This is a genomic window from Rhodococcus rhodnii NBRC 100604 (genome assembly GCF_001894925.1).
GTDB lineage: Bacteria > Actinomycetota > Actinomycetes > Mycobacteriales > Mycobacteriaceae > Rhodococcus_F > Rhodococcus_F rhodnii.
The window spans coordinates 128,196-148,764 of record NZ_BCXD01000005.1 but is presented as its reverse complement, the minus strand read 5'-3'; the positions used below and the strand labels follow the sequence as shown (position 1 = coordinate 148,764).

Here is a 20,569-nt window from a genome sequence, read left to right as displayed (position 1 = left end):
TCGTCATCCGACCTCTCCTCCGACCTGACGGCCCTCGTCGTGCACGGGGCAGCTCGACCGCACCGGGCAGTGCCGGCAGCCGTCGCCGAGCCGGGCCGTGAACTCCGGTCCCCGTGTCGCTTCCGCGGCCTCGCGCACGACGTCGAGCCAGTGGTCGAGCCCTTCGGGCCCGAGCGGCGGCTGGAGCCGTTGCGTCGCACCCTCCTTCGCGCTCGGCTTGGCGACGAAGACGAGCCGCGCTCCCCCGGGATCGCCCGCCGGGACGCCGTCGATCGCGCCGAGCGCCGCCGCCAGCTGGTAGGCCGCGAGCTGGGCGTGCTCGGCGGCGGCGGCCTTGCTCACGGGCGTCTTCGCGGTCTTGACGTCGATCACGACGGGACGGCCCTGCGCGTCCTGTTCGAGCCGGTCGACCCGGCCACGGATCCGGATCGACGGCGCGTCCGGGTCGTCGGGCGGCACGACGGCGTCGACCTCGACCTCGACGCCCACCTCGGTGAGTTCGGTGCGCGTGCGCCGCAGCCACTCGGCGAAGGTCTCGAGCATCGTGCGCGTGCGTTCGAGTTCGCGGCGCGAGAACCACGGCGACCCGAAGTCGATTCCCGTCCACGCCTCGGCGAGTTCGTGTTCGACGCGATCGGGCGGGATGTTGCCGGCGAGCGCCTGCACGAGGGTGTGGACGAGCGTGCCCGTCACGGCGCGCGGATCGTCGGGGGTGGCGCCGCCGTGCCGTTCGAGCATCCACCGCAGCGGGCAGTTCGACAGCAGCTCGATCGTGGAGGGTGACAACGGGACCGGGCCGTCGTCGGGCTGCCACAGCGGCGCGTCGGTGGACAGCGCGGCGAGCCCGTACCACTCGTCGGGGTGTGCCCCGCGCACGCCTTCGCGGGCGAGCCGCGCGAGGTGGCGTGCCGCGCGATCGCGGCGCTCCTCGGTGGCGCCGGGATCGCACACGACCGAGCGCAGTTCGGCGACGAGCGACGGGAGTGCGAGGACGCGGCGCGGCCCGGGCTCGGGCGCGAGCGGTTCGTCGGTGACCGCACCGATGTCCGTAGCGAGTTCGTCGACGAACCGCGACCGCACGAGGTCCGCGTCGCCGCCCGTGGAGTCGACGCCGCTCACCAGCAGCCCGCGGCGCGCGCGCGAGCACGCGACGAGCAGCAGGCGGCGTTCGTCGACGACCTGTGGCGCCGTGCGCGAGACGGTCGCCCCCGCGGGGACGCCGTCCCAGAGATCGACGAGAAGTTCGGTGCGCAGCACGCTCGCGCTCGCGCGCACCGACGGCCAGCTGCCCTCCTGCACTCCGCACACCGCGACGACGTCCCATTCGCGCCCCGCGGCGGCGTGCGCCGAGAGGAGCGTCACGGCGTCGGGCTCGGCGCGCGTGCCGCGCGGGGCGGTCGCGAGTTCCTGTCCTTCGAGGTAGGCCGTGAATCCCGCGATCCGCGCGCCCGGCAGCCGGTCGACGTACCCCGCCGCGGCGTCGAACAGCGCGACGATGCCGTCGAGATCGCGATCCGCCTGGGCCCCGAGCGAGCCGCCGCGTGCCGCGGTGGCGGCCCACCGTCGTTCGAGCCCCGTCGCCTGCCACGCCGCCCACAGGACGTCCTCGACGCCGTCGCCGCGCTCGGCTGCCGTCCGTGCGCGGGCGACGACCGACAGCACGCGGTCGAGTGGGCGACGCTCGACATCGGTGAGCGCGCGCGAGATCTCGGGCAGATCGTGGCCCAGCACGAGAAGTCGCAGCAGCTCGGCGGAGTCGCGTTCGCCGTCGGCTCCGGCCCGGTCCGCGGCGAGCTCGGCGCGCCGGACGCCGCGGCGCAGCCTGCGCAACGACACCGGATCGGCGCCACCGATGGGGCCCGACAGGAGCGCGAGCGCGTCGTCGGCGGTGAAGTCCGTTCCCCCGACGATCCGCAGCACGCCGAGCAGGGCGGCCACGCCGCGGCGACGTGCGAGCGACGTCTCGGCGGCCGGTGTCACCATCGGCACACCCGCCGTGAGCAGCGCCCGCCGCAGCGGCGGCGACACCGCGGGCACCGAGCGCACGACGACGGCCATGTCGGACCACGCGATGCCGTCGTGGATGTGGGCACGCCGCAGCAGATCTGCCACCGCCGCAGCTTCTTTCGCCTGACTCGCGAACACCCGGACCGAGACTCCCCCGGCGCCGGGCTCGGACGCGTCCGGTTCGGATTCCGAGGGTGCCCAGCCGCGATGCTCGGACGCGCCGGGAAGCCGCCGGACGAGGGCGTGTGCGACGCCCGCGATCTCCGGCGCGCATCGGTACCCGGTCCGCAGCACGACGCGGTCGGTGTCGCCGCGATCGGCGATCGCCACGAGGTGGGACGGATCGGCGCCGCGGAACCCGAACACCGCCTGATCGGGATCTCCCGTCACGACGCTCGACTCGGCCGCGCTCGTGAGCAGCCCGACGAGGTGCGCGGCCTGCGGGTCGAGATGCTGTGCGTCGTCGACGAGGACGTGACGGATCCGTGCGCGCTCGGCGCGCAGCAGACCGGGATCACCGAGCAGTGCACCCACGGCCGCGGACACGAGTTCGGCGGCGTCGAGCGCCGGTGCGGTGGCCTCGGGCGCCGCCGCACCGACCGCGGCGCGCAGCAGCATCGTCTGCTCGTATCGCACCGCGAACCGCGCGACCGCGGCCCACTCCGGCCGGTCGTGCTCGTGGGCGAGCCGGTCGAGGTCCTCGGGGCCGAGTCCGCGTTCGGCACAGCGCAACATGAGCTCGCGAACCTGCGCGGCGAACCCGGCGAGGCCCAGCGCCGACCGCAGCGACGGCGGCCACTGCTGCGCGCCGTCCTCGAGTTCGCCGCGCAGCATCTCCCGGACGACGGCGTCCTGTTCGGCGCCCGTGAGCAGCCGCGGGGGCGGCATTCCGTCGCGCGACGCCTGCACGCGCAGCACCGCGAACGCATACGAGTGGAGAGTCCGCACGAGCGGTTCCCGTGTCACGGCGGCGGCTCGCACGTCCCCGTGCGCGGTCCCGGACGCGTGCAGCGCCGCGGTGATCTCACCCCGGACGAACTGCGCCGAACGGCGCGAGCCCGTGAGGACGAGGACGGACTCCGGGTCCACGCCCGACGCGATCCGCGCGACGGCGGCGTCGATCACGAGCGAGGTCTTTCCCGTGCCGGGCCCGCCGAGCACCTGCCACGGCCCACCTGACGGCGCGGGCCCGTCGAGAACGGGACGGACGGCGGCCGGCCACTCACGGACGGCGCGCGCCGAGGCGCGCCGGGCGCGCAGTCCCACACGTGCGCGGGTCGGCGCGGCGTCGATCATGGCACCCATTCCAGCAGACCTCACCGACAGCCCGTGCACCCCGCGGCGGTACGTGACGAATGCGGCATAGTGAGCGAATGTCCTCCGCCGCCTCGTCCGCACGCCCGTCGCCCGATCTCGCCGCACCGGAGCCGGCGTCGGGAGATCCGCTGAACACCTACGTCCACGGTCCCGAGGACGGCCCGGTCGTCCTCGCCCTGCACGGTGTGACCGGCCACGGCCGCAGGTGGGCGAACCTCGCCGAGAACCACGTGCCCGAGGCCCGATGGATCGCGCCCGATCTGCGCGGCCACGGCCACTCGACGTACGAGCCGCCGTGGCACATCGAGAGCCACGTCGCGTCCGCACTCGCGGCGCTGCGCGAGCGGACCGACCGGCCCGCGGTCGTCGTCGGGCACTCGTTCGGCGGCGCCCTCGCCCTGCACCTCGCGCACGATCGTCCCGACGCGGTGCGCGCGCTCGTCCTGCTCGATCCGGCGATCGGTCAGGCACCGTCGCGGATGCGCGCCGTCGCCGACGCGACGATCGCCTCGCCCGACTACGACGACGCCGAGCAGGCCCGCTCGGAGAAGATCCACGGTGCGTGGGCCGACGTCGCGCCCGAGATCCTCGATGCGGAGATCGCGGAGCATCTCGTGGTCGAGCCGAGCGGCCGCGCCCACTGGCGGTACTCGGTCCCGGCGCTCGTCGCCGCGTGGGGCGAGCTCTCCCGCGACCTGGTCGTGCCCGCGGAGCCGGTGCCGACGATCCTCGTCCGGGCCGCACGCGTCGAGCCCCCGTACGTCACGGACGCGCTGCGCGGCGCGCTCCGCGAGCGGCTGGGAGATCACCTGCGCGAGGTCGACCTCGACTGCGATCACATGGTGCCGCAGGCGCGCCCCGAGGACGTCGCCGCGCTCGTCCGGTCGGTGCTCTGACGGTGGCGGCGACGACCGAGGCGGACGTCGAGCGGGTCCGCGAGCTCGTGGGCTCGGTTCCCCCCCGGCCGGGTGGTGACGTACGGCGACGTCGCGCACGCCGCCGAGCTCTCGAGCGCACGCACCGTCGGGTGGATCATGCGGACCGACAGCGCCGACCTGCCGTGGCACCGGGTGGTCCCGGCGTCGGGCAGGCCGGCGCCGCACCTGCGGCGCCGGCAGCTCGAACGGCTCGTCGCGGAAGGCGTCGCCGTCCACGACGGCCGCATCGATCTCGCCTCGGCACGCTTTCCGCTCGCCTGAACCCGCCCGCGCCGGCGGTCGTGTGCTCGCTGCTCTCAGCCCTTCACGGCCTCGCCGCGCGCGACCATCCCGGCCTCGTCGGACAGCGCCACCTGCGGCAGGAAGATCGCGACGGCACACGCGATCACGAACAGCGGGACGACGTACCACAGCGCGGGCGCGAGGGCGTGTGCGTACGCGCCGATCACGGCGTCGTGCAACGGTTCCGGCAGCATCGAGACGATCTTCGGCGTCATCGATCCCGGATCGAAGCCGGCCTGCGCGACCTGCTCGGGATTCTCCGCCGCGACGCCGGTCAGGCCGTCGACGAGCCGGCCCGTGAACAGCGACCCGAACCATGCCGTCCCGACGGCCGCGCCGATCTCGCGGAAGTAGTTGTTCGAGCTCGTCGCGACGCCGATCTCGTGCGGGTCGACGGAGTTCTGCACGGCGAGAACGATGACCTGCATCACGAAGCCGAGGCCGGCGCCGAAGCCGAAGATCATCACGCCGATCACCCAGATCGGGGTGTTCTCGGTGAGCGTCGTCAGGCACATCAGCGCGACCGTCGCGATGACGAGGCCCAGGATCGGATAGACCCGGTAGCGGCCGGTCTTCGAGATCGCGAGGCCCGAGCCGATCGTCGTGAGCATGAGACCCACCATCATCGGGATCATCATGAGACCCGAGACCGCGGCGGACTCGCCCGACGACATCTGCAGGAACGACGGCAGATAGCCGATCGCCGCGAACATGCCGACGCCGAGCACGAGTGCGACGATCGTCGACACGACGAACACGCGGTTGCGGAACAGGTGCAGCGGCAGGATCGGCTCGACGGCACGGCGTTCGACGAGGACGAGCACAATTATCGCGGCGAGGGTCGCGCCGATGAGCGCGATCATCTGCGGCGAGCCCCATGCGTACGTCTTGCCGCCGAGATCGGTGACGAGGACGAGTCCGGCCGTCGCGAGGATCATCGCGACGATGCCGGCGTAGTCGATCGGCGCGTCGGTCCGGTGCGACGGCAGCTTCATGTACTTCACGGCGACGAGGACGGCGACGATGCCGACGGGCACGTTGATCCAGAAGCACCAGCGCCAGTCGAGGTGATCGGTGAAGAAGCCGCCGAGCAGCGGGCCTGCGACGGCCGAGATTCCGAACACCGCACCCATCGGGCCCATGTACTTGCCGCGTTCGCTCGCGGGGACGATGTCGGCGATGATCGCCTGCGACAGGATCATGAGACCGCCGCCGCCGATTCCCTGCACGCCGCGCCACGCGACGAGCTCCCAGAACCCGATCGTCGAGGCCGGGTCGGTGAGCATCCCGGCGAAACCCGCTCCGGCGGAACCGATCGTGAAGATCGTGATCGCGGCGATGAACAGCGCGCGGCGACCGAAGAGATCACCGAACTTGCCGTACAGCGGCATCGTGATGCACACCGCGAGGATGTAGATCGTGATGAGCCAGGCCTGATGTTCGACGCCGTGCAGCTCGCCCACGATGGTCGGCATCGCGGGCCCGACGATCGACTGGTCGAGCGAGGACAGGAACATTCCGGCGATGAGCGCGCCGAAGATGAGCCAGACGGTCTTCTGGGTGAGAACCATCGGCTGGTGCTCCCCCGGTCCCGGCGCGGGGACGTCGGAGGTGACGGTCGAATCGGTCATGACTGCTTTCGGTAGTGAACGAAGTGACGCGGTGATCGGGAACGCGCTGCGAGGCGGCAGTGCGGAGGTCGGGAGTGCGGGATCAGGAGTGCGTGACGGGGAACGTCGCGAGCACGTCGTAGTTGTCGAGCAGGGCGCGCACCGGGTCGGCCGGGTCGGCGTTCTGCCCCATCACGACGAGTCGCAGCAGCGCGAATCCGACGGCGAGAGCGACGGACACCTCGCGCTGGGCGCCGGGGCGCTCGGGATAGTGCCGTGCCAGCGTCGCCGCCGACTCCGATCCGATCCGGCCGAACGCGGCGGCGAGACCGCGGTGCAGCGGCGGGTTCTCGTCGACGAGACGACGGAAGACGCTCTGCCGCACCGCCATGTCGGCGTGCTCGGTGCGGACGAAGTCGACGAGGGCGCTGCGCACGTCCGCGACCGGGTCACCGCTCGGATCGAGAGCGTCGAGGGCGTCGCGGAAGCGATCGAAGGCGTCGGTGACGACGGCGACGACGGCGTCCTCCTTCGACTCGAAGTAGTTGAAGAAGGTCCGTGTCGACACACCCGCTCGCTCGGCGACGAGTTCGACCGTCGCGGCGTCGAATCCCAGTTCGGCGGCGGCGTCGAACGCGGCGGTCGCGATCTCGCGGCGGGTCCGCAGCTTCTTGCGTTCGCGCAGGCCGGGTTCCTGACTGTCGGGCACGGGGAAAGTATGCGCTCGCTGTTGCATCATGTGCAAGTTTGCATTCTGCGCAATCCTCACGTGGACTCGCCGTCCTCCGCCCCTCCCCCGCGGGTCGCGAGCGTGCCCGCCGCCCCGTACGGCACGATCGGTGTCATGACGGCCCGGCAACTCCCCCGCACCTTCGCCGTCGTCGCCGCCGGCGGTCGCGGCTCGCGGATGGGCGGCGTCGACAAACCCGCGCTCGAGGTCGCCGGACGCCGCCTCCTCGACACGGCGCTCGAGGCCGTCGCGTCCGCCGACCGCGTCGTGGTGGTCGGCCCGCCACGCGGCGAACTGCCCGAGTCGATCATGCAGGTACGCGAGAGTCCCGCCGGCGCGGGACCGGTCGCCGCCGTCGCGGCCGGTCTCCTGGCGACGGCGCCCGACGACGCCGACATCGTCGTTCTGCTCGCCGCGGACCTTCCGGACGTCACCGCGGCCACGATCGACGCCCTGGTCGCCCGAGTCGTCGAGACCGACGCACCCGCCGCCGTCGCCATCGACGACGACGGCCGACTCCAGTTCCTGCTCGCGGCCTGGCGTGCGGACGCACTGCGCGACGCACTCGACTCCGTCGACGTCACCGACGCCGCGATGAAACAGCTTCTCCCGCACTCGTTCGCGGCGGTGCGCGTACCGAACTGCGGCGACCTCGACACGCGCGAGGACCTCGACCGGGCCCGCGCCGCCGCTCGCTGGGACCTCGGGGCCGCCCGCGCCGCGATCGCGCGCGCGGTCGCTCCGCTCGAGCCCACCGAGCGGGCAACGGTCGACGCGCTCGGCTGCGTCCTCGCCACGCCGCTCGTGGCGGCCGCGGCGCACCCGCCCGCCGACCGGTCCGCGATGGACGGCTACGCCGTCGCGGGCGCGCCGCCGTGGCGCCCGCTCGCCGACGTCGTGACGGCCGGTGGTGCGAGCACCGTCGTCCTCGAACCCGGCGACGCCGTGCGCATCGCGACGGGCGCGGTGCTGCCGGACGGCGCCGAACGCGTCGTCCGCGACGAGCACCTCGACGTCACCGACTCGCTCGTGACGCCGCTGCCGGGGAACGCCGACGGCGACGACACCCGGCGCATCGGCGAGGACTGGCACGCAGGCGCGCACCTCGCTCCGGCGGGCACGGTCGTCTCCCCGGCGGTCCTCTCGACGGCGCTCTCCGCGGAGGTGCCGAGCCTCGCGGTGCGCGGCCCGCTCCGCGTCCGGACGATTCTGTCCGGCGACGAGATCCGCACGTCGGGGCCGCTCGCCCGCGGCGAGACCCGCGACGCCGTCGGCCCGGTCGTCGCGTCCTTCGTGCGGGCGTGCGGCGCCGAGGCACTCGAGGTCACGCACCTGCGCGACACCGCAGCCGACGTCGATGCGCTCTTCTCGGGCCCGTGCGACGCGGACGTCCTCGCCGTCGTCGGCGGAACGGGCGGCGGCGCGGCCGATCGCCTGCGCGACGCGATCACCCGTGCGGGTGGCGAGATCGTCGTCGGGCGAGTGCGGTGCCGTCCCGGCGGCTCACAGCTGACGGCCGTCCTGCCCGACGGGCGCGTCGTCCTCGGACTGCCCGGGAATCCGTTCGCCGCGATCGCGACGCTCGTGACGATCCTGCCCGCCGTCGTCGATGCCGCGCTCGCCGCCGAACCGTCGCGACGCCGCGGCATCGTCCACGTCGACGACGCCGCGGACGGCGCCAGGATCGTCGCCGTCGACGCGCTGCCCGACGGCACGTGGCACGTGCGCCGCGGGCACGGGACGGCGACGCTCGTGGGGCTCGTCGGCGCAGCCGCGTTCGCCGTGGTGCCGCCGCTCGCCCGCGGCGACGTCGTGTGCGAGATCGTCCCGCTGCCCTGAGGTCGCTACCGGGTCGATCGCGCCGAATCGAGATGGGCGGCGTGGCGCTCCGCGACGAGGTCGGCGACGCGCGCCGTCCCGCCCGCGCTCAGCAGCGGCGCCGTCACGACGTCGGCGCCCGCGTCGGCGAGCCGGGAATGGAAGAGCCCCGGTGCGAGCAGATAGGTGGCGACGACAACGCGGTCGGCGCCTGCGGCGCGGGCCCTCTGCACGGCGTCGGGCACTCGCGGCGTTCCGGTCGCGACGTATGCCGTACTCACGGCTGCGCCCGTGTGCTCCGCGAGTTGCGTTGCCGCCGTCTCGATGTCGGCGATCGCCCGGAGATCCGACGATCCCGCTGCCGCGAGGATCACGGCGTCGCACGGACCTGCCTCCGCCACCCGATCGGCGAGCAGGCGTGCCAGTGCCGGATCGGGCCCGAGGGCGGGCGCGACGACGACGTCCGCCCTGCCGCTTCGTTCCGCGGCGCCCCGCACGTCCGTGTGGACGTGGAAGCCCGACGCCAGGAAGACCGGCACCACGAGGACTGGGCCCGGGGCGTCGGCGAGGACCTCGTCGGGTGTCGGGCCGAGGACGTCCACGAACGCGACGCGCACGGGCGCTCCCGTGCGCGACGCCGCGGCATCGGCCAGGTCGCCGATCGCGGCGACGCCGCGGGGATCACGGGTGCCGTGCGCGACGAGCAACACCGTCGGTGCACCGGAGTTCGAGGACGGCGCCATCACACGTCACCGCACTCGGACGGGTCGATCGCGAGCCGATACCCGCGTTTGACGACGGTCTGCACGACCTTCGGGGCGCCGAGCGCGCTGCGCAGCCGCGCGACGGCGGTCTCGACGGCGTGCGTGTCGTCTCCCCCGCCGGGCAGCGCCGCGAGCAGTGCCTCACGCGAGACGACGCGACCGGGACGCTGCGCGAGCGCCCGCAGCAACGACAGTGCCGCCGGCGGGAGGACCCGCACCTCGCCGTCGACCACCGCGCCGCCGCCGCGTACCGCGATCTCGTGGCCGCCGGCGCTGAACACGCGGTCGCGGCGCGGGAGTTCGTCGGCGATGTGCCGCGCGAGCGCGCCGAGCCGGTAGCGCGCCGGTGTGGTGGTCGGGATGTCGAGTTCCTCGAACGGCGCTGCCGTCACTGGCCCGACGCACGCCACGACGACGCGTTGCCGCAGCGACTGCACGAGCGCGTCGAACATGCCCGTCTCCCGCGCGCGGGTGAGCATCGCGACGACCGCGGGCGCGCTCGTGAAGCTCACGCAGTCGACGCCGCGCGACGCGACGAGCCCGACGAGATGATCCATCGGCGTGGGATCGCACGCCGGCGTCCAACGGTAGACCGGGACGGGGACGACCTGCGCGCCCGCGCAGCGCAGCACCTCGCAGAAGTCGGCGATGGGCTCCCACTCGGCCGTCGCGCCGTGCAGCTGCACCGCGACCCGGACGCCGTCGACGCCCTCGTCGAGCAGTCTGTCGAGGACCTCGGCGGACGACTCCGACGGTGGCGACCACTCCTCGCGCAGGTCGGCCGCGCGGATGGCGCCCTTCGCCTTGGGTCCGCGCGCGAGCAGACGCGCCGAGGAGAGGGCCGATCCCAGCTTCTCGGCGAGTCCCCACCCGTCGGCGGCCTCGATCCAGCCGCGGAATCCGATTCCCGTCGTCGCGACGACGATGCTCGGCGGATCCGCGACGAGTTCGCGTGTGACGCGCTCGAGTTCGGTGTCGTCGGCAAGCGGGACGATGCGGATCGCGGGTGCGTGGACGACGCCCGCGCCGCGGCGCTCGAGCAGCGTCGCGAACTCCTCGGCGCGCCGCGCGGCGGTGATCCCGATCGTGAAGCCCAGCAGCGGCTTCTCCGCGACCGCCCGCGGGGTCTCAGCGAGGGTCACCGGTCGTCACCCGGCGAGCGGCTGTGCTCGGTGGGCCGCACCTGGACCAGGCCCGCCCACGTCCGCACGTCGTACACCGGAAGGCTCACCGCGGGGTCGTCGACGCAGCGGCCGTCGACGAGCGAGAAGACCTGTTTGAGCAGCGGTGACGCGACGATCGGCTCACCGGCGCGGTCGCCGACGATGCCACGCGACATCACCGCCGCCCGGCCGTAGGGATCGATGTTGCCGACCGCGCGGAGCGTGCCGTCCGGCAGCAGGAAGAGCGCCACCTGCTCACCGCCCGGCAGCAGCACGGTGACGCCCGCGCCCGGCGCGAGCCGGGCCAGCGAGCATGCGGTGGTCCAGCGTCCGCCGTCGCCGAGACCGGAACGAGAGGGATCCACAGGGCGGCTGTCGGTCACGGTCATGGCGTCCTCCGTCGGTGTCGGGCTGCTGTCTGGTTGTCATGGTCGTCAGCCCGGGTTTCCAGGCGATGTCGTCGTTGTTACCGGGACGTAGCGGGGAGGCCGAGCAGGACGGGATCCGGCGACACCGGCGTCTTGCGTGGGCCGCCCTCGTCGAACCGGACGGTCGGATCCTCCTGGTCGGGTGCGTTGACGAACGACACGAACCGCGCCAGCTTCTCCGGATCCTCGAGCACACCCGACCACTCGTCGCGGTAACCGGCGACGTGACGGTCCATCGCGTCCTCGAGATCGGCCCCGATACCGAGGGCGTCCTCGCACACCACCTCGCGGACGCGGTCGAGCCCGCCCGTCAGCCCTTCGAGCCACGGCGCCGTCCGCTGCAGACGATCGGCGGTACGCACGTAGTACATGAGGAAGCGGTCGATGTACCGGACGAGCGTCTCGTCGTCGAGTCCGCTCACGAGCAGCTGCGCGTGCCGCGGGGTCTGCCCGCCGTTGCCGCACACGTAGAGATTCCAGCCGTTCTCCGTCGCGATGACGCCGACGTCCTTGCCGCGGGCCTCGGCGCATTCGCGCGCACAGCCGGAGACACCGAACTTGAGCTTGTGGGGCGACCGCAGGCCGCGGTACCGCATCTCGAGCCGCACGGCCATCCCCACGGAGTCCTGGACGCCGAAGCGGCACCACGTCGAACCGACACAGCTCTTCACGGTACGCAGCGACTTGCCGTACGCCTGCCCGGATTCCATTCCGGCATCGACGAGCCGCTTCCAGATCGCCGGCAGCTGTTCGACTCTCGCGCCGAACATGTCGATCCGCTGACCGCCCGTCATCTTCACGTACAGCCCGAAATCGCGCGCGACCTCACCGATCACGATGAGCTGCTCCGGCGTGCACTCGCCGCCGGGCATTCTCGGCACCACCGAGTAGGTGCCGTTGCGCTGCATGTTCGCCAGGAAGCGATCGTTGGTGTCCTGCAAGCCCACCTGCTCGGCACTGAGGATGTGGTCCGGCCCCGTCGAGGCGAGGATCGATGCGACGACGGGCTTGCACACCGCGCATCCGCTGCCCGTTCCGTAGCGCCGGACGAGCTCGGAGAACGTGCGGATCCCCGTCGCCTGCACGATCTCGAAGAGTTCGGCGCGGGAGACGGTGAAGTGCTCGCACAGCGCCGTGGAGAGCTCGACGCCCGATTCCGCGAGCAGCTGCGTGATCGACGGGATGCAGCCGCCGCACGTCGTCCCCGCGTTCGTGCAGCTCTTGATCGCCGCGACGTCGGTGGCGCCGTCCGCGATGGCCCCGCAGATCGTCGCCTTGTCGACGGCGTTGCACGAACAGATCTGCGCGTCTCCCGGCAGCGAGCCCGCGCCCGGCGCCTCACCCATCGGCGCGATGAGCGCGACCGGATCGCCCGGCAGCGGATGGCCGACGAGCGGACGCAACATCGCGTAGGCCGACGCGTCGCCGACCAGGACGCCGCCGAGCAGCGTCGACGCGTCGTCGGAGACGACGATCTTCGCGTACGTGCCGCGCGCGGCGTCGTCGATCACGACGTCGAGCGCACCGGGCGTCTCCCCCTGCGCGTCACCGAAACTCGCGACGTCGACACCCATGAGCTTGAGCTTGGTGGAGGTGTCCGCACCCTCGAACGCCCCGCTGCCGCCGAGGATCCGGTCGACGACGATCTCGGCCGTCTGGTAGCCGGGCGCGACGAGCCCGTAGCAGGTCCCCGCGACGGCGGCGCACTCCCCGATCGCCCACACGTGCGGGTCCTCGGTGCGGCACGTCTCGTCCGTGACGACGCCACCGCGCTCGCCCACCGGGAGTCCGCACTCGCGTGCGAGCGCGTCCTGCGGTCGCACCCCCGTCGAGAAGACGAGCAGGGCCGCGTCGACAACGCTGCCGTCGGACAACTCCACCGAGATGCCGTCGCCCGCAGGGATGATCGCGCTCGTGCCGACGCCGGTGTGGACGTGGACGCCGAGTTCCTCGACCAGCCGCCGCAGCAGAGCGCCGCCCCCGACGTCGACCTGCAGCGGCATGAGCCGCGGCGCGAATTCGACGACGTGCGCCGTCATTCCGAGTTTCACGAGCGCATTGGCTGCCTCGAGACCGAGCAGTCCGCCGCCGACGACGACGCCGTGTGCGCCCGGCTCCGCGGCCTCGGCCGCCGAGCGGATGCCGTCGAGATCGCCCGGCGTGCGGTAGACGAAGCACCGCGGATCCTCCCGCCCGGGCACCGGCGGAACGAAGGGATACGAGCCGGTTGCGAGGACGAGTTCGTCGTAGTGCACGACGTCGCCGCGCGCCGTCGTGACGGTGCGGGCCTCGCGGTCGATGTGGGTCGCGGCGTCACCGAGACGCAGGTCGACGTGGGTGTCGCCCGCGTAGTCGTTGCCCGCGAGCGCGAGGGCGCCGAGATCCCACGCGCCGACGTATCCCGACAGCCCGACGCGGTCGTACGCCGGGACCGCTTCTTCCGCGAGGACGGTGATCGTGCGGGTTCCCTCGGGGTCGCGGGCCCGCAGCGCTTCGACGAAGCGGTGCGCGACCATGCCGTGCCCCACCACGACCACCGACGTGTTCGTATCCGGGGTACTCGTTTCCACCGTGCTCATCTCACACACTCCTGCCACGTCGATCTCGTTCACACTGCTGCCGGCACGGGCGCGGGCTCTGCCGGGACCTCCGGCGAGCGCGGGCGCCTGCGCACGTAGACCGTCCACGTGACGGCGATGGAGACCAGGTAGAACGCGAGGAACACCCAGAACGCCATCGTCGCGGACGCGGCCTCACCGGCGTACGACGCACGGAGGACCATGTTGATGCCGACGCCGCCGAGACCACCGATCGCGCCGGCGAATCCCATGAGCGCACCGGACATCGACCGTGCCCACTGCGCGCGCTCGTCGTCGGTCGCGCCTGGGATCCGCCGCGAGTGCTCGACGAACACCTGCGGGATGATCTTGTACACCGAACCGTTGCCGATGCCCGACAGCAGGAACAGCGCGATGAAGCCGAGCACGTAGGCCGTCATGATGCCGGTGCTCGCGGCGCCGTCACGGCCGTCGTCGATCGTGCCTGTGACGACGAGAACACCTGCAGCGAAGGACATTCCGACGAACGTCCACGTCGTGATCGAGCCGCCGCCGAGCTTGTCGGCGAGCCGTCCGCCGAGCGGCCGCGACAGCGATCCGAGGAGCGGGCCGAGGAACGCGATCTGCGCCGCGTGCAGCGCAGCCTGCGCTGCGGTGTCGCCGCCCGCGAGGAAGTTGATCTGCAGAATCTGCCCGAAGGCGAAACCGAAGCCGATGAACGACCCGAACGTCCCGATGTACAGGAAGCTGATGATCCACGAATCGCGGTAGCGCAGCGCGGTTCCCATCGCACGGAGGTCGGCGCGCTGGTTGTCGAGGTTGTCCATGAACAGCGCGGCACCGAGCGCGGCGACCGCGATGAAGACGAGGTACACGGCGCACACGATCCACGGCGCGGTGTTGCCGACCGTCGCGATCACGAGCAGGCCGATGATCTGCACGACGGGAACACCGATGTTGCCGCCACCCGCGTTGAGTCCGAGCGCCCATCCCTTGAGCCGCTGCGGGTAGAACGCGTTGATGTTCGTCATCGACGAGGCGAAGTTGCCGCCGCCGACACCCGCGAGCGCGGCGACGAGCAGGAACGTCGTGTACGACGCGCCCGGGTTCGCCATGAGCACGAGCGTCGCGATCGTCGGCACCAGCAGCACGAGGGCGCTGAAGATCGTCCAGTTCCGGCCGCCGAAGCGTGCCGTCGCGGCGGTGTACGGGATACGCAGGAGCGATCCGACCAGCGTCGGGACAGCGACGAGGAAGAACTTGCCTGCCGCGTCGATGCCGTACACCTCGGTCGGCATGAACAGCACCATGACCGACCACACCGACCACACGGAGAACCCGACGTGCTCGGCGACGATCGACCACACGAGGTTGCGGCGGGCGACGTTCTTGCCGCCGGCCTCCCACGCCTCGGTGTCCTCGGGATCCCAGTGGGTGATGTGATGCTCGCGTCGCAGGGGCGTCGTACGTGTCGGCGTCATGAGGCCACCGTAGAAAGCGGGTGTTGCGCCGACGCTGCGCCGGATTATCGCGGCATCACTTTGTGCTCACCGTGGACGCGGACTCGGTGTGAGACGCACGGTCGGCGTCGCCGGTGCCCCACGAATCCTCGAGCATGCGGGGCTTGCACGCTCCCCAGCCGCCGATCACGACGAGGGCGACCGCAGCGGTCAGGAAGCCGAACGGCGCGATCCATCCGCCGGTCGCGTCGTGCAGGACACCGAAGAGCAGCGGCCCGGTGCTCGCGACGACGTACCCCACGCCCTGGGTGAATCCGCTGAGTGCGGCCGCGCCGTCGTGCGTCCGCGCACGCAGGTTGATGAGCGTGAGCGACATCGGGAACGTACTGGGCCCGAGTCCGGCGAGCACGATCCAGAGCACGGGCGCGGCCATCGGCGCGAACAGGAGCCCGGCGAACGCGACGACGAACAGGGCCGCGCACACCGCCACGACGGGAAACGGGTTGCGCAGCCGCACGCACACGCTCGGCGCCGCGAACGCCGACACGAGTCCGAGCGCAGAGAAGAGCCCGACCATCGCGCCGCCGAACGCCGCCGAGGCGCCCGCGTCCGCGAAGACCTCCGGAATCCACGCGAACATCGTGTACGACACGAGCGCCGTCCCGGCGAACATCGTCATGAGCGACCGCCCGACCGGCGACCGCCACGCGCGTCCGGACGTGCGCTCCGCATGCTGCGGGACGGGGACGGCCGTGCGCGACGCGCGCAGTGCGAGCGGGATCCACGGCAGGGCCGCGACGATCGCGACGACGGCCCAGAGCCCGAGGGACACGCGCCAGCCCGCGGCCTCCGCGAGCGGGACCGCCGCGAACGCGGGAACGATCGTCCCGATCTGCACGCCGACGATGTAGACGGTGCTCATCACCGCGAGACGGTGCGAGAAGTACCGTTTGACGAGCGGCGGAACGACGACGTTGCCGATTCCCATCCCCGCGAAGGCGAGCGCCGCGAACCCGAGCACGGACGCCGTCTCGGGCGCCAGGGCGCGGCCGACGAGGCCGAGCGCTGCCGCCGTCATCGCCACGAGCGCGGTGTACTCGAGCCCGATCCTGCGACCGAGGGCGGGCGTCGCGAGCCCGAACACCGCGAACATCACGGTCGGCAGCATCCCGAAGACACCGGTTACGGTCGTGGAGAAGCCGAGGTCGTCGCGGATCTCCGCGGCGAGCGGGCTGAACGACGTGACGGCCAGACGGAGAACGAGTGCGGACACCGCGATCGCGACGAACACCAGCAGACGACCACGTACGACACTCACGAAGAAATCATAGGATGACCGGATGACAGATGTGAAGAGGGTCCGTCGCAGCGGCCTGGTGAGTCAGGTCGCAGAACAACTGCGCGAGGAGATCCGGAGCGGACGGTGGTCGGTCGGGACGCGCATCCCGACCGAACCCGAACTCGCCGAACTGACCGGCACCGGCCGCAACACCGTGCGCGAGGCCGTCCAGGGCCTCGTCCACGCGGGGCTGCTCGAGCGCCGCCAAGGCTCCGGCACCTACGTCGTCGGGACGTCCGACGTCGGCATCACCCTCGCCCGGTTCTTCGCGACGTCGTACAGCCGCGACGTGCTCGAACTCCGCACCGCACTCGACCTCACCGCCGCCGAACTCGCGGCGAGGCGCCGCACCGACGACGACATCGCGATGCTCCGGGCACGGCTCGACGAGCGCGCGGCGCAGTGGGAGGCGGAGCGGTGGGACGACGCGGTCACCGCCGACGTCGCACTGCACCGCGGCATCGTCGAGGCGAGCCACAACGCCGTCTACCTGGAGTTCTACGACTCGCTGTTGCCGACGATCGAGGACGTGATCACCCAGCACGTCGCGGCGACGCACCGCGGCTTCCACGGCGATCACGCCGCGCTCGTCGAGGCCGTCGCCGCGGGCGACCCCGTGGCCGCCGTCGCTGCGGCACGCTCGCTCTTCGACGAACTGTGGGGCGATCTGTAACTGCTAGAGCATGAGCCGCACGACGTCGGCCGTGTGGGTCAGGCCCGGGAGCGCGTCCTCGGTGGATCGTGGATGCAACGCGTGGACGGCGAGGCGGAACAGCACCGCGCGCAGCAGCATCTGCGGCCACTCGGGCAGATCCTCCCAGCGGCGAATGAGTTCGTCGTCGGCACCGCCCCACGAGATCGCGTCGACGACGGCGACCGCCGCGGCCCACCCAGCGGGACGCCAGTACGGCGTGATGTCGGTGATCCCCGGGGCGAGCGCACCCGAGAACAGCACCGTCCCGAACAGGTCTCCGTGGACGAGCTGATCCGGGGACGCGACGGGCGTCCGGAGCGTCGCGAGCGAACCGATCAGATCGAGGCTCGTGCGCCGATCCGGCGACGGATCGTCGAGTTCGGGCGCGCCGCGCGCGCTGCGCAGGGGCGTCGTCTCCCAGGCCGCGCGATCGGCGGCGGCGAACAGATCGACCTCCGCCCACGGCGCGACGGGCGCGGCGGTGAGGAACCGCGGCCGCTCGAGTTGCGCGGTCGCCGCGTGCAGCCGGCCCGCCATCGACACGACCTCGTCGTACCTGGGTTCGGGCGATCCCTCGATGAAGGTGTCGCACCGCCACCCCGACGCGACGTACCTGCCGTCGGTCGAGCGCACCGGACGTGCGAGGCGGACACCGTCGACGGCGAGCGTCTCGCGGACCTTCGCCGACCACGCCGCACGGGCGTGATCCGCCACCGGCGAGAGGACGACGTCTCCACACAGCCAGCCGCCGTCCCAGTCCGCTCCGAGGGGAACGGGCTCGACGCCTTTGAGGCCGAACGTGGAGCACACGTGCTCGGGAGGTTGACCTGTGCTCACGAGCGACACGCTACCGCCCACGACACGCCGATCGGGTGCAGACCCGCGGGGGGCGACGTCAGTAGACGGGCAGTGCGGGATCGACCTGCTTGGCCCACGCGACGACGCCACCCTGCAGGTGGGTCGCATCGGAGAAGCCCGCTTTCTTGGCCGCGGCCAGCACCTCGGCGGAGCGGATCCCCGTCTTGCAGTAGAACGTGATCGGCCGGTCCTGCGGCAGTTCCGCGAGCGCATCGCCGGAGAGGATGCGGTCCTTCGGCACGAGAGTCGCCCCGGGAATCCGCACGATGTCCCACTCGACGGGTTCGCGGACGTCCACGACGGCGATGTCGCGGCCGGACGACAGCATCTCGGACAGTTCGGTCGCCGTGATCGTCGATCCGATCGCGGCCTCGGTGCCCTCCTCGGAGACGACACCGCAGAACGCGTCGTAGTCGATGAGGCCGGTGATCGGCTCGCGTTCGGGATCACGCCGGATGCGGATCGTGCGGTAGCTCATCTCGAGTGCGTCGTACACCATGAGCCGACCCAGCAGCGTCTCCCCGATCCCGGTGATCAGCTTCACCGCCTCGGTGACCATGATCGACCCGATCGACGCGCACAGGACACCCAGCACGCCGCCCTCGGCGCACGACGGGACCATCCCCGGCGGCGGCGCCTCGGGGTAGAGATCACGGTAGTTGAGGCCACGGCCGTCGGGGGCGTCCTCCCAGAACACCGACGCCTGACCCTCGAACCGGAAGATCGAGCCCCAGACGTACGGCTTGTGCGCGAGGACGGCGGCGTCGTTGACGAGATAACGGGTCGCGAAGTTGTCGGTCCCGTCGAGGATGAGGTCGTACTGCTCGAACAGCTCGACGGCGTTGTCCGGTTCCAGCCGGAACTCGTGCAGCCGCACGTCGACGAACTCGTTGATCTCGCGGATCGAGTCGCGCGCGCTCTCGGCCTTCGGGCGGCCGACGTCGGAGCTCCCGTGGATGATCTGGCGCTGCAGATTCGACGTGTCGACCTCGTCGAACTCGACGATCCCCAGTGTCCCGACGCCCGCGGCGGCGAGATACATCAGCGCGGGCGAACCGAGCCCGCCGGCACCGATGACGAGGACCTTCGCGTTCTTCAGTCGTCGCTGCCCCACCGTCCCCACGTCGGGAATGATGAGGTGGCGGCTGTAGCGCTCGACCTCCTCGCGGCTCAGTTCGGCGGCCGGTTCGACGAGCGGCGGCAGCGTGGTGTTCGGCGCGTCAGGCACGGTCGGCTCCTTCACAGACGTACGTGCACGAAGTCAACACCCGTACGACCGGATTCGTTCCCGTGGGGTCGCTCATGCACGGGGATACGGCCACGGGTTGAACCGGCACACCAGGCCGTCCCGCGGGACGACGCCGCCCGGGTCGAGGTCGGCGATCGCGTCGTTCGCCGTCCCGAAGGACTGCTGCATCATGATCGGCGCGAGGCCGTCCTGCGTCTCGCACGGCTGATGCGCCGCGTACCCGATCGCGTGGCCGATCTCGTGGTTCACGAGGTACTGCCGGTACGAGCCGATGTCGCCCTGGAAGGCGACCGCGCCGCGCACCCAGCGGGCCTCGTTGAGCACGACCCGCGAGATGTCCGGGTCGTAGCAGGACGTCTCGAGCGGGATGGCGTAGCCGCACGTGTCGCGCACCGTGAGGTGCGAGGTGAGCGAGACGCGGAAGTCGGGTTCACCGGTGTCGACGCGCGAGAACGCGAACCGCTCGTCTCCGATCCAGCTCTTCGGATTCGCGAGCGTCTGATCGACCATCCGCGCAACGGAGTCGTCGCCGCCGAAGCCCGAGGTGTCGACGCCGTCCTCGATCTCGACGGTGTAGGTGAACTCGCGTTCGGTGCCCTGGCCGATCCGCTCGGTCGTGCCCGGGACGACGCGCCACGTGCCGGCGCCGCGCTCGGTGAACGGCCCGCCGTCCGGAAGCACACCGGAGGGCAGGCTCGCGGCGAAGTCGCCGTCGGCCGCGGGCGGTGTCCCGGGATCGAGCGCGGGCTCGGCCTCCTGCGTGATGCCCGCATCGGGCCCCGCGACGACGTCGGGCTGTCCTCGCACGGCATCCGCCACCACGAGCATCGTGACGACGGCGAGCACCGGAATCGCGTACGCGCGCCAGCCGTAGGTGGAGACGAACCGGCCGAGCCTGGTCTGCTTGCGGACGTTGCGCGTGGGTCGCCGGCTCGCGCGCTGCGTGTCGGGCGCCGTCGGATCCCAGCGGGCCCGGAGCGGCTGGCGAGTGCCGTCGCCGTACGGCGCGGGATCCCTGCTCCCCCGCGCGTACGGGTCGCGCTCGTACGGCCCCTCGTGGAGACCGGTGCCCGCACCGCCGCGCATGCGAGGCGGGTAGGAGGGCGGGAGGTAGCGTTCCCGGCGATCGCGGTCGCCGAGGCCGTTCTGCCGGTCGGTCACCCCGCCAGAATCTCACAGCGCCGCCGCGCGGTCACAGATCCGCCTCGGCCGCCGTCGCACAGCGTGTCGCCGCGCGGCACCAGCCACCGTTCGGCTACGCGGAACGGTCAGGGTGACACTGCACACGCGAACCGCCCGTGCGGATTCACGACGACACCCGGCGAGTAGAGTGACACGAACGCTCACGATGTGA

15 protein-coding genes and 1 pseudogene are annotated in these 20,569 nt (G+C 72.0%); 4 read left to right on the top strand and 12 right to left on the bottom strand.

Going from position 1 to position 20,569, the window contains the following annotated elements:
- Window positions 1–3 precede the first annotated feature (3 nt).
- Window positions 4–3,312, bottom strand: a complete 3,309-nt coding sequence (locus RR1_RS05210; RefSeq protein ID WP_143153709.1) for an ATP-dependent helicase — start codon at window positions 3,310–3,312, stop codon at window positions 4–6.
- A gap of 68 nt (window positions 3,313–3,380) precedes the next feature.
- On the opposite strand from RR1_RS05210, the gene RR1_RS05205 reads away from it, so the two are divergent.
- Together RR1_RS05205 and RR1_RS05200 are read left to right on the top strand one after the other, a co-directional pair.
- On the top strand, window positions 3,381–4,220 hold the full coding sequence (locus tag RR1_RS05205) for an alpha/beta fold hydrolase (RefSeq protein WP_010837310.1): 840 nt from the start codon (window positions 3,381–3,383) through the stop codon (window positions 4,218–4,220).
- A gap of 2 nt (window positions 4,221–4,222) precedes the next feature.
- Window positions 4,223–4,523: pseudogene (locus tag RR1_RS05200) on the top strand (MGMT family protein).
- A 35-nt stretch (window positions 4,524–4,558) separates the two neighbouring features.
- Here the strand turns inward: RR1_RS05200 and RR1_RS05195 are convergent.
- Both RR1_RS05195 and RR1_RS05190 read right to left on the bottom strand, forming a co-directional pair.
- Complete coding sequence (locus RR1_RS05195) at window positions 4,559–6,175, bottom strand: MDR family MFS transporter (protein WP_010837312.1); 1,617 nt, start codon at window positions 6,173–6,175, stop codon at window positions 4,559–4,561.
- A gap of 82 nt (window positions 6,176–6,257) precedes the next feature.
- Window positions 6,258–6,863 carry a TetR/AcrR family transcriptional regulator gene (locus tag RR1_RS05190; RefSeq protein WP_051111081.1) on the bottom strand — a complete coding sequence of 202 codons (606 nt, stop codon included), beginning with the start codon at window positions 6,861–6,863 and terminating at the stop codon, window positions 6,258–6,260.
- 135 nt (window positions 6,864–6,998) lie between these two features.
- Here RR1_RS05190 and RR1_RS05185 point away from each other — a divergent pair, with 135 nt between their 5' ends.
- On the top strand, window positions 6,999–8,723 hold the full coding sequence (locus RR1_RS05185) for an NTP transferase domain-containing protein (protein WP_072713605.1): 1,725 nt from the start codon (window positions 6,999–7,001) through the stop codon (window positions 8,721–8,723).
- A gap of 5 nt (window positions 8,724–8,728) precedes the next feature.
- Here RR1_RS05185 and RR1_RS05180 read toward each other — a convergent pair whose 3' ends face one another.
- The 6 genes from RR1_RS05180 to RR1_RS05155 form a co-directional block, all read right to left on the bottom strand.
- A complete protein-coding gene (locus RR1_RS05180) occupies window positions 8,729–9,445 on the bottom strand; it encodes a sirohydrochlorin chelatase (RefSeq protein ID WP_010839158.1) in 717 nt (238 codons plus the stop codon).
- Window positions 9,445–10,608: a uroporphyrinogen-III synthase gene (locus tag RR1_RS05175; protein WP_010839159.1), complete on the bottom strand. Its 1,164-nt coding sequence runs from the start codon at window positions 10,606–10,608 to the stop codon at window positions 9,445–9,447. The genes RR1_RS05180 and RR1_RS05175 overlap by 1 nt, the downstream gene beginning before the upstream one ends.
- On the bottom strand, window positions 10,605–11,018 hold the full coding sequence (gene nirD / locus RR1_RS05170; protein ID WP_010839160.1) for a nitrite reductase small subunit NirD: 414 nt from the start codon (window positions 11,016–11,018) through the stop codon (window positions 10,605–10,607). The genes RR1_RS05175 and nirD overlap by 4 nt, the downstream gene beginning before the upstream one ends.
- Window positions 11,019–11,095: 77 nt before the next feature.
- Window positions 11,096–13,636, bottom strand: coding sequence for a nitrite reductase large subunit NirB (gene nirB, locus RR1_RS05165; RefSeq protein ID WP_051111257.1), 2,541 nt, complete (start codon window positions 13,634–13,636; stop codon window positions 11,096–11,098).
- Between the two features lie 29 nt (window positions 13,637–13,665).
- Window positions 13,666–15,096: an MFS transporter gene (locus RR1_RS05160; RefSeq protein ID WP_010839162.1), complete on the bottom strand. Its 1,431-nt coding sequence runs from the start codon at window positions 15,094–15,096 to the stop codon at window positions 13,666–13,668.
- A gap of 55 nt (window positions 15,097–15,151) precedes the next feature.
- A complete protein-coding gene (locus RR1_RS05155) occupies window positions 15,152–16,393 on the bottom strand; it encodes an MFS transporter (RefSeq protein WP_010839163.1) in 1,242 nt (413 codons plus the stop codon).
- Window positions 16,394–16,415: 22 nt separating this feature from the next.
- Here RR1_RS05155 and RR1_RS05150 point away from each other — a divergent pair, with 22 nt between their 5' ends.
- A complete protein-coding gene (locus RR1_RS05150) occupies window positions 16,416–17,087 on the top strand; it encodes a FadR/GntR family transcriptional regulator (RefSeq protein ID WP_010839164.1) in 672 nt (223 codons plus the stop codon).
- 3 nt (window positions 17,088–17,090) lie between these two features.
- Here RR1_RS05150 and RR1_RS05145 read toward each other — a convergent pair whose 3' ends face one another.
- The 3 genes from RR1_RS05145 to RR1_RS05135 form a co-directional block, all read right to left on the bottom strand.
- Window positions 17,091–17,945, bottom strand: a complete 855-nt coding sequence (locus tag RR1_RS05145; RefSeq protein ID WP_040774352.1) for a TIGR02569 family protein — start codon at window positions 17,943–17,945, stop codon at window positions 17,091–17,093.
- 58 nt (window positions 17,946–18,003) lie between these two features.
- Window positions 18,004–19,194 carry an adenylyltransferase/sulfurtransferase MoeZ gene (moeZ, locus tag RR1_RS05140; RefSeq protein WP_040774355.1) on the bottom strand — a complete coding sequence of 397 codons (1,191 nt, stop codon included), beginning with the start codon at window positions 19,192–19,194 and terminating at the stop codon, window positions 18,004–18,006.
- Window positions 19,195–19,266: 72 nt separating this feature from the next.
- On the bottom strand, window positions 19,267–20,301 hold the full coding sequence (locus RR1_RS05135) for a DUF3152 domain-containing protein (protein ID WP_010839167.1): 1,035 nt from the start codon (window positions 20,299–20,301) through the stop codon (window positions 19,267–19,269).
- Between the last annotated feature and the right edge of the window lie 268 nt (window positions 20,302–20,569).

Bases quoted from the DNA above. Each gene is read 5' to 3' on its own strand.
- RR1_RS05180 (WP_010839158.1), bottom strand. From the start codon at position 9,445: ATGGCGCCGTCCTCGAACTCCGGTGCACCGACGGTGTTGCTCGTCGCG.
- RR1_RS05205 (WP_010837310.1), top strand. From the start codon at position 3,381: ATGTCCTCCGCCGCCTCGTCCGCACGCCCGTCGCCCGATCTCGCCGCA.
- nirB (WP_051111257.1), bottom strand. From the start codon at position 13,636: ATGAGCACGGTGGAAACGAGTACCCCGGATACGAACACGTCGGTGGTC.
- nirD (WP_010839160.1), bottom strand. From the start codon at position 11,018: ATGACCGTGACCGACAGCCGCCCTGTGGATCCCTCTCGTTCCGGTCTC.
- RR1_RS05150 (WP_010839164.1), top strand. From the start codon at position 16,416: ATGACAGATGTGAAGAGGGTCCGTCGCAGCGGCCTGGTGAGTCAGGTC.
- RR1_RS05185 (WP_072713605.1), top strand. From the start codon at position 6,999: ATGACGGCCCGGCAACTCCCCCGCACCTTCGCCGTCGTCGCCGCCGGC.
- RR1_RS05195 (WP_010837312.1), bottom strand. From the start codon at position 6,175: ATGACCGATTCGACCGTCACCTCCGACGTCCCCGCGCCGGGACCGGGG.
- RR1_RS05160 (WP_010839162.1), bottom strand. From the start codon at position 15,096: ATGACGCCGACACGTACGACGCCCCTGCGACGCGAGCATCACATCACC.
- RR1_RS05210 (WP_143153709.1), bottom strand. From the start codon at position 3,312: ATGGGTGCCATGATCGACGCCGCGCCGACCCGCGCACGTGTGGGACTG.
- RR1_RS05135 (WP_010839167.1), bottom strand. From the start codon at position 20,301: ATGCGCGGCGGTGCGGGCACCGGTCTCCACGAGGGGCCGTACGAGCGC.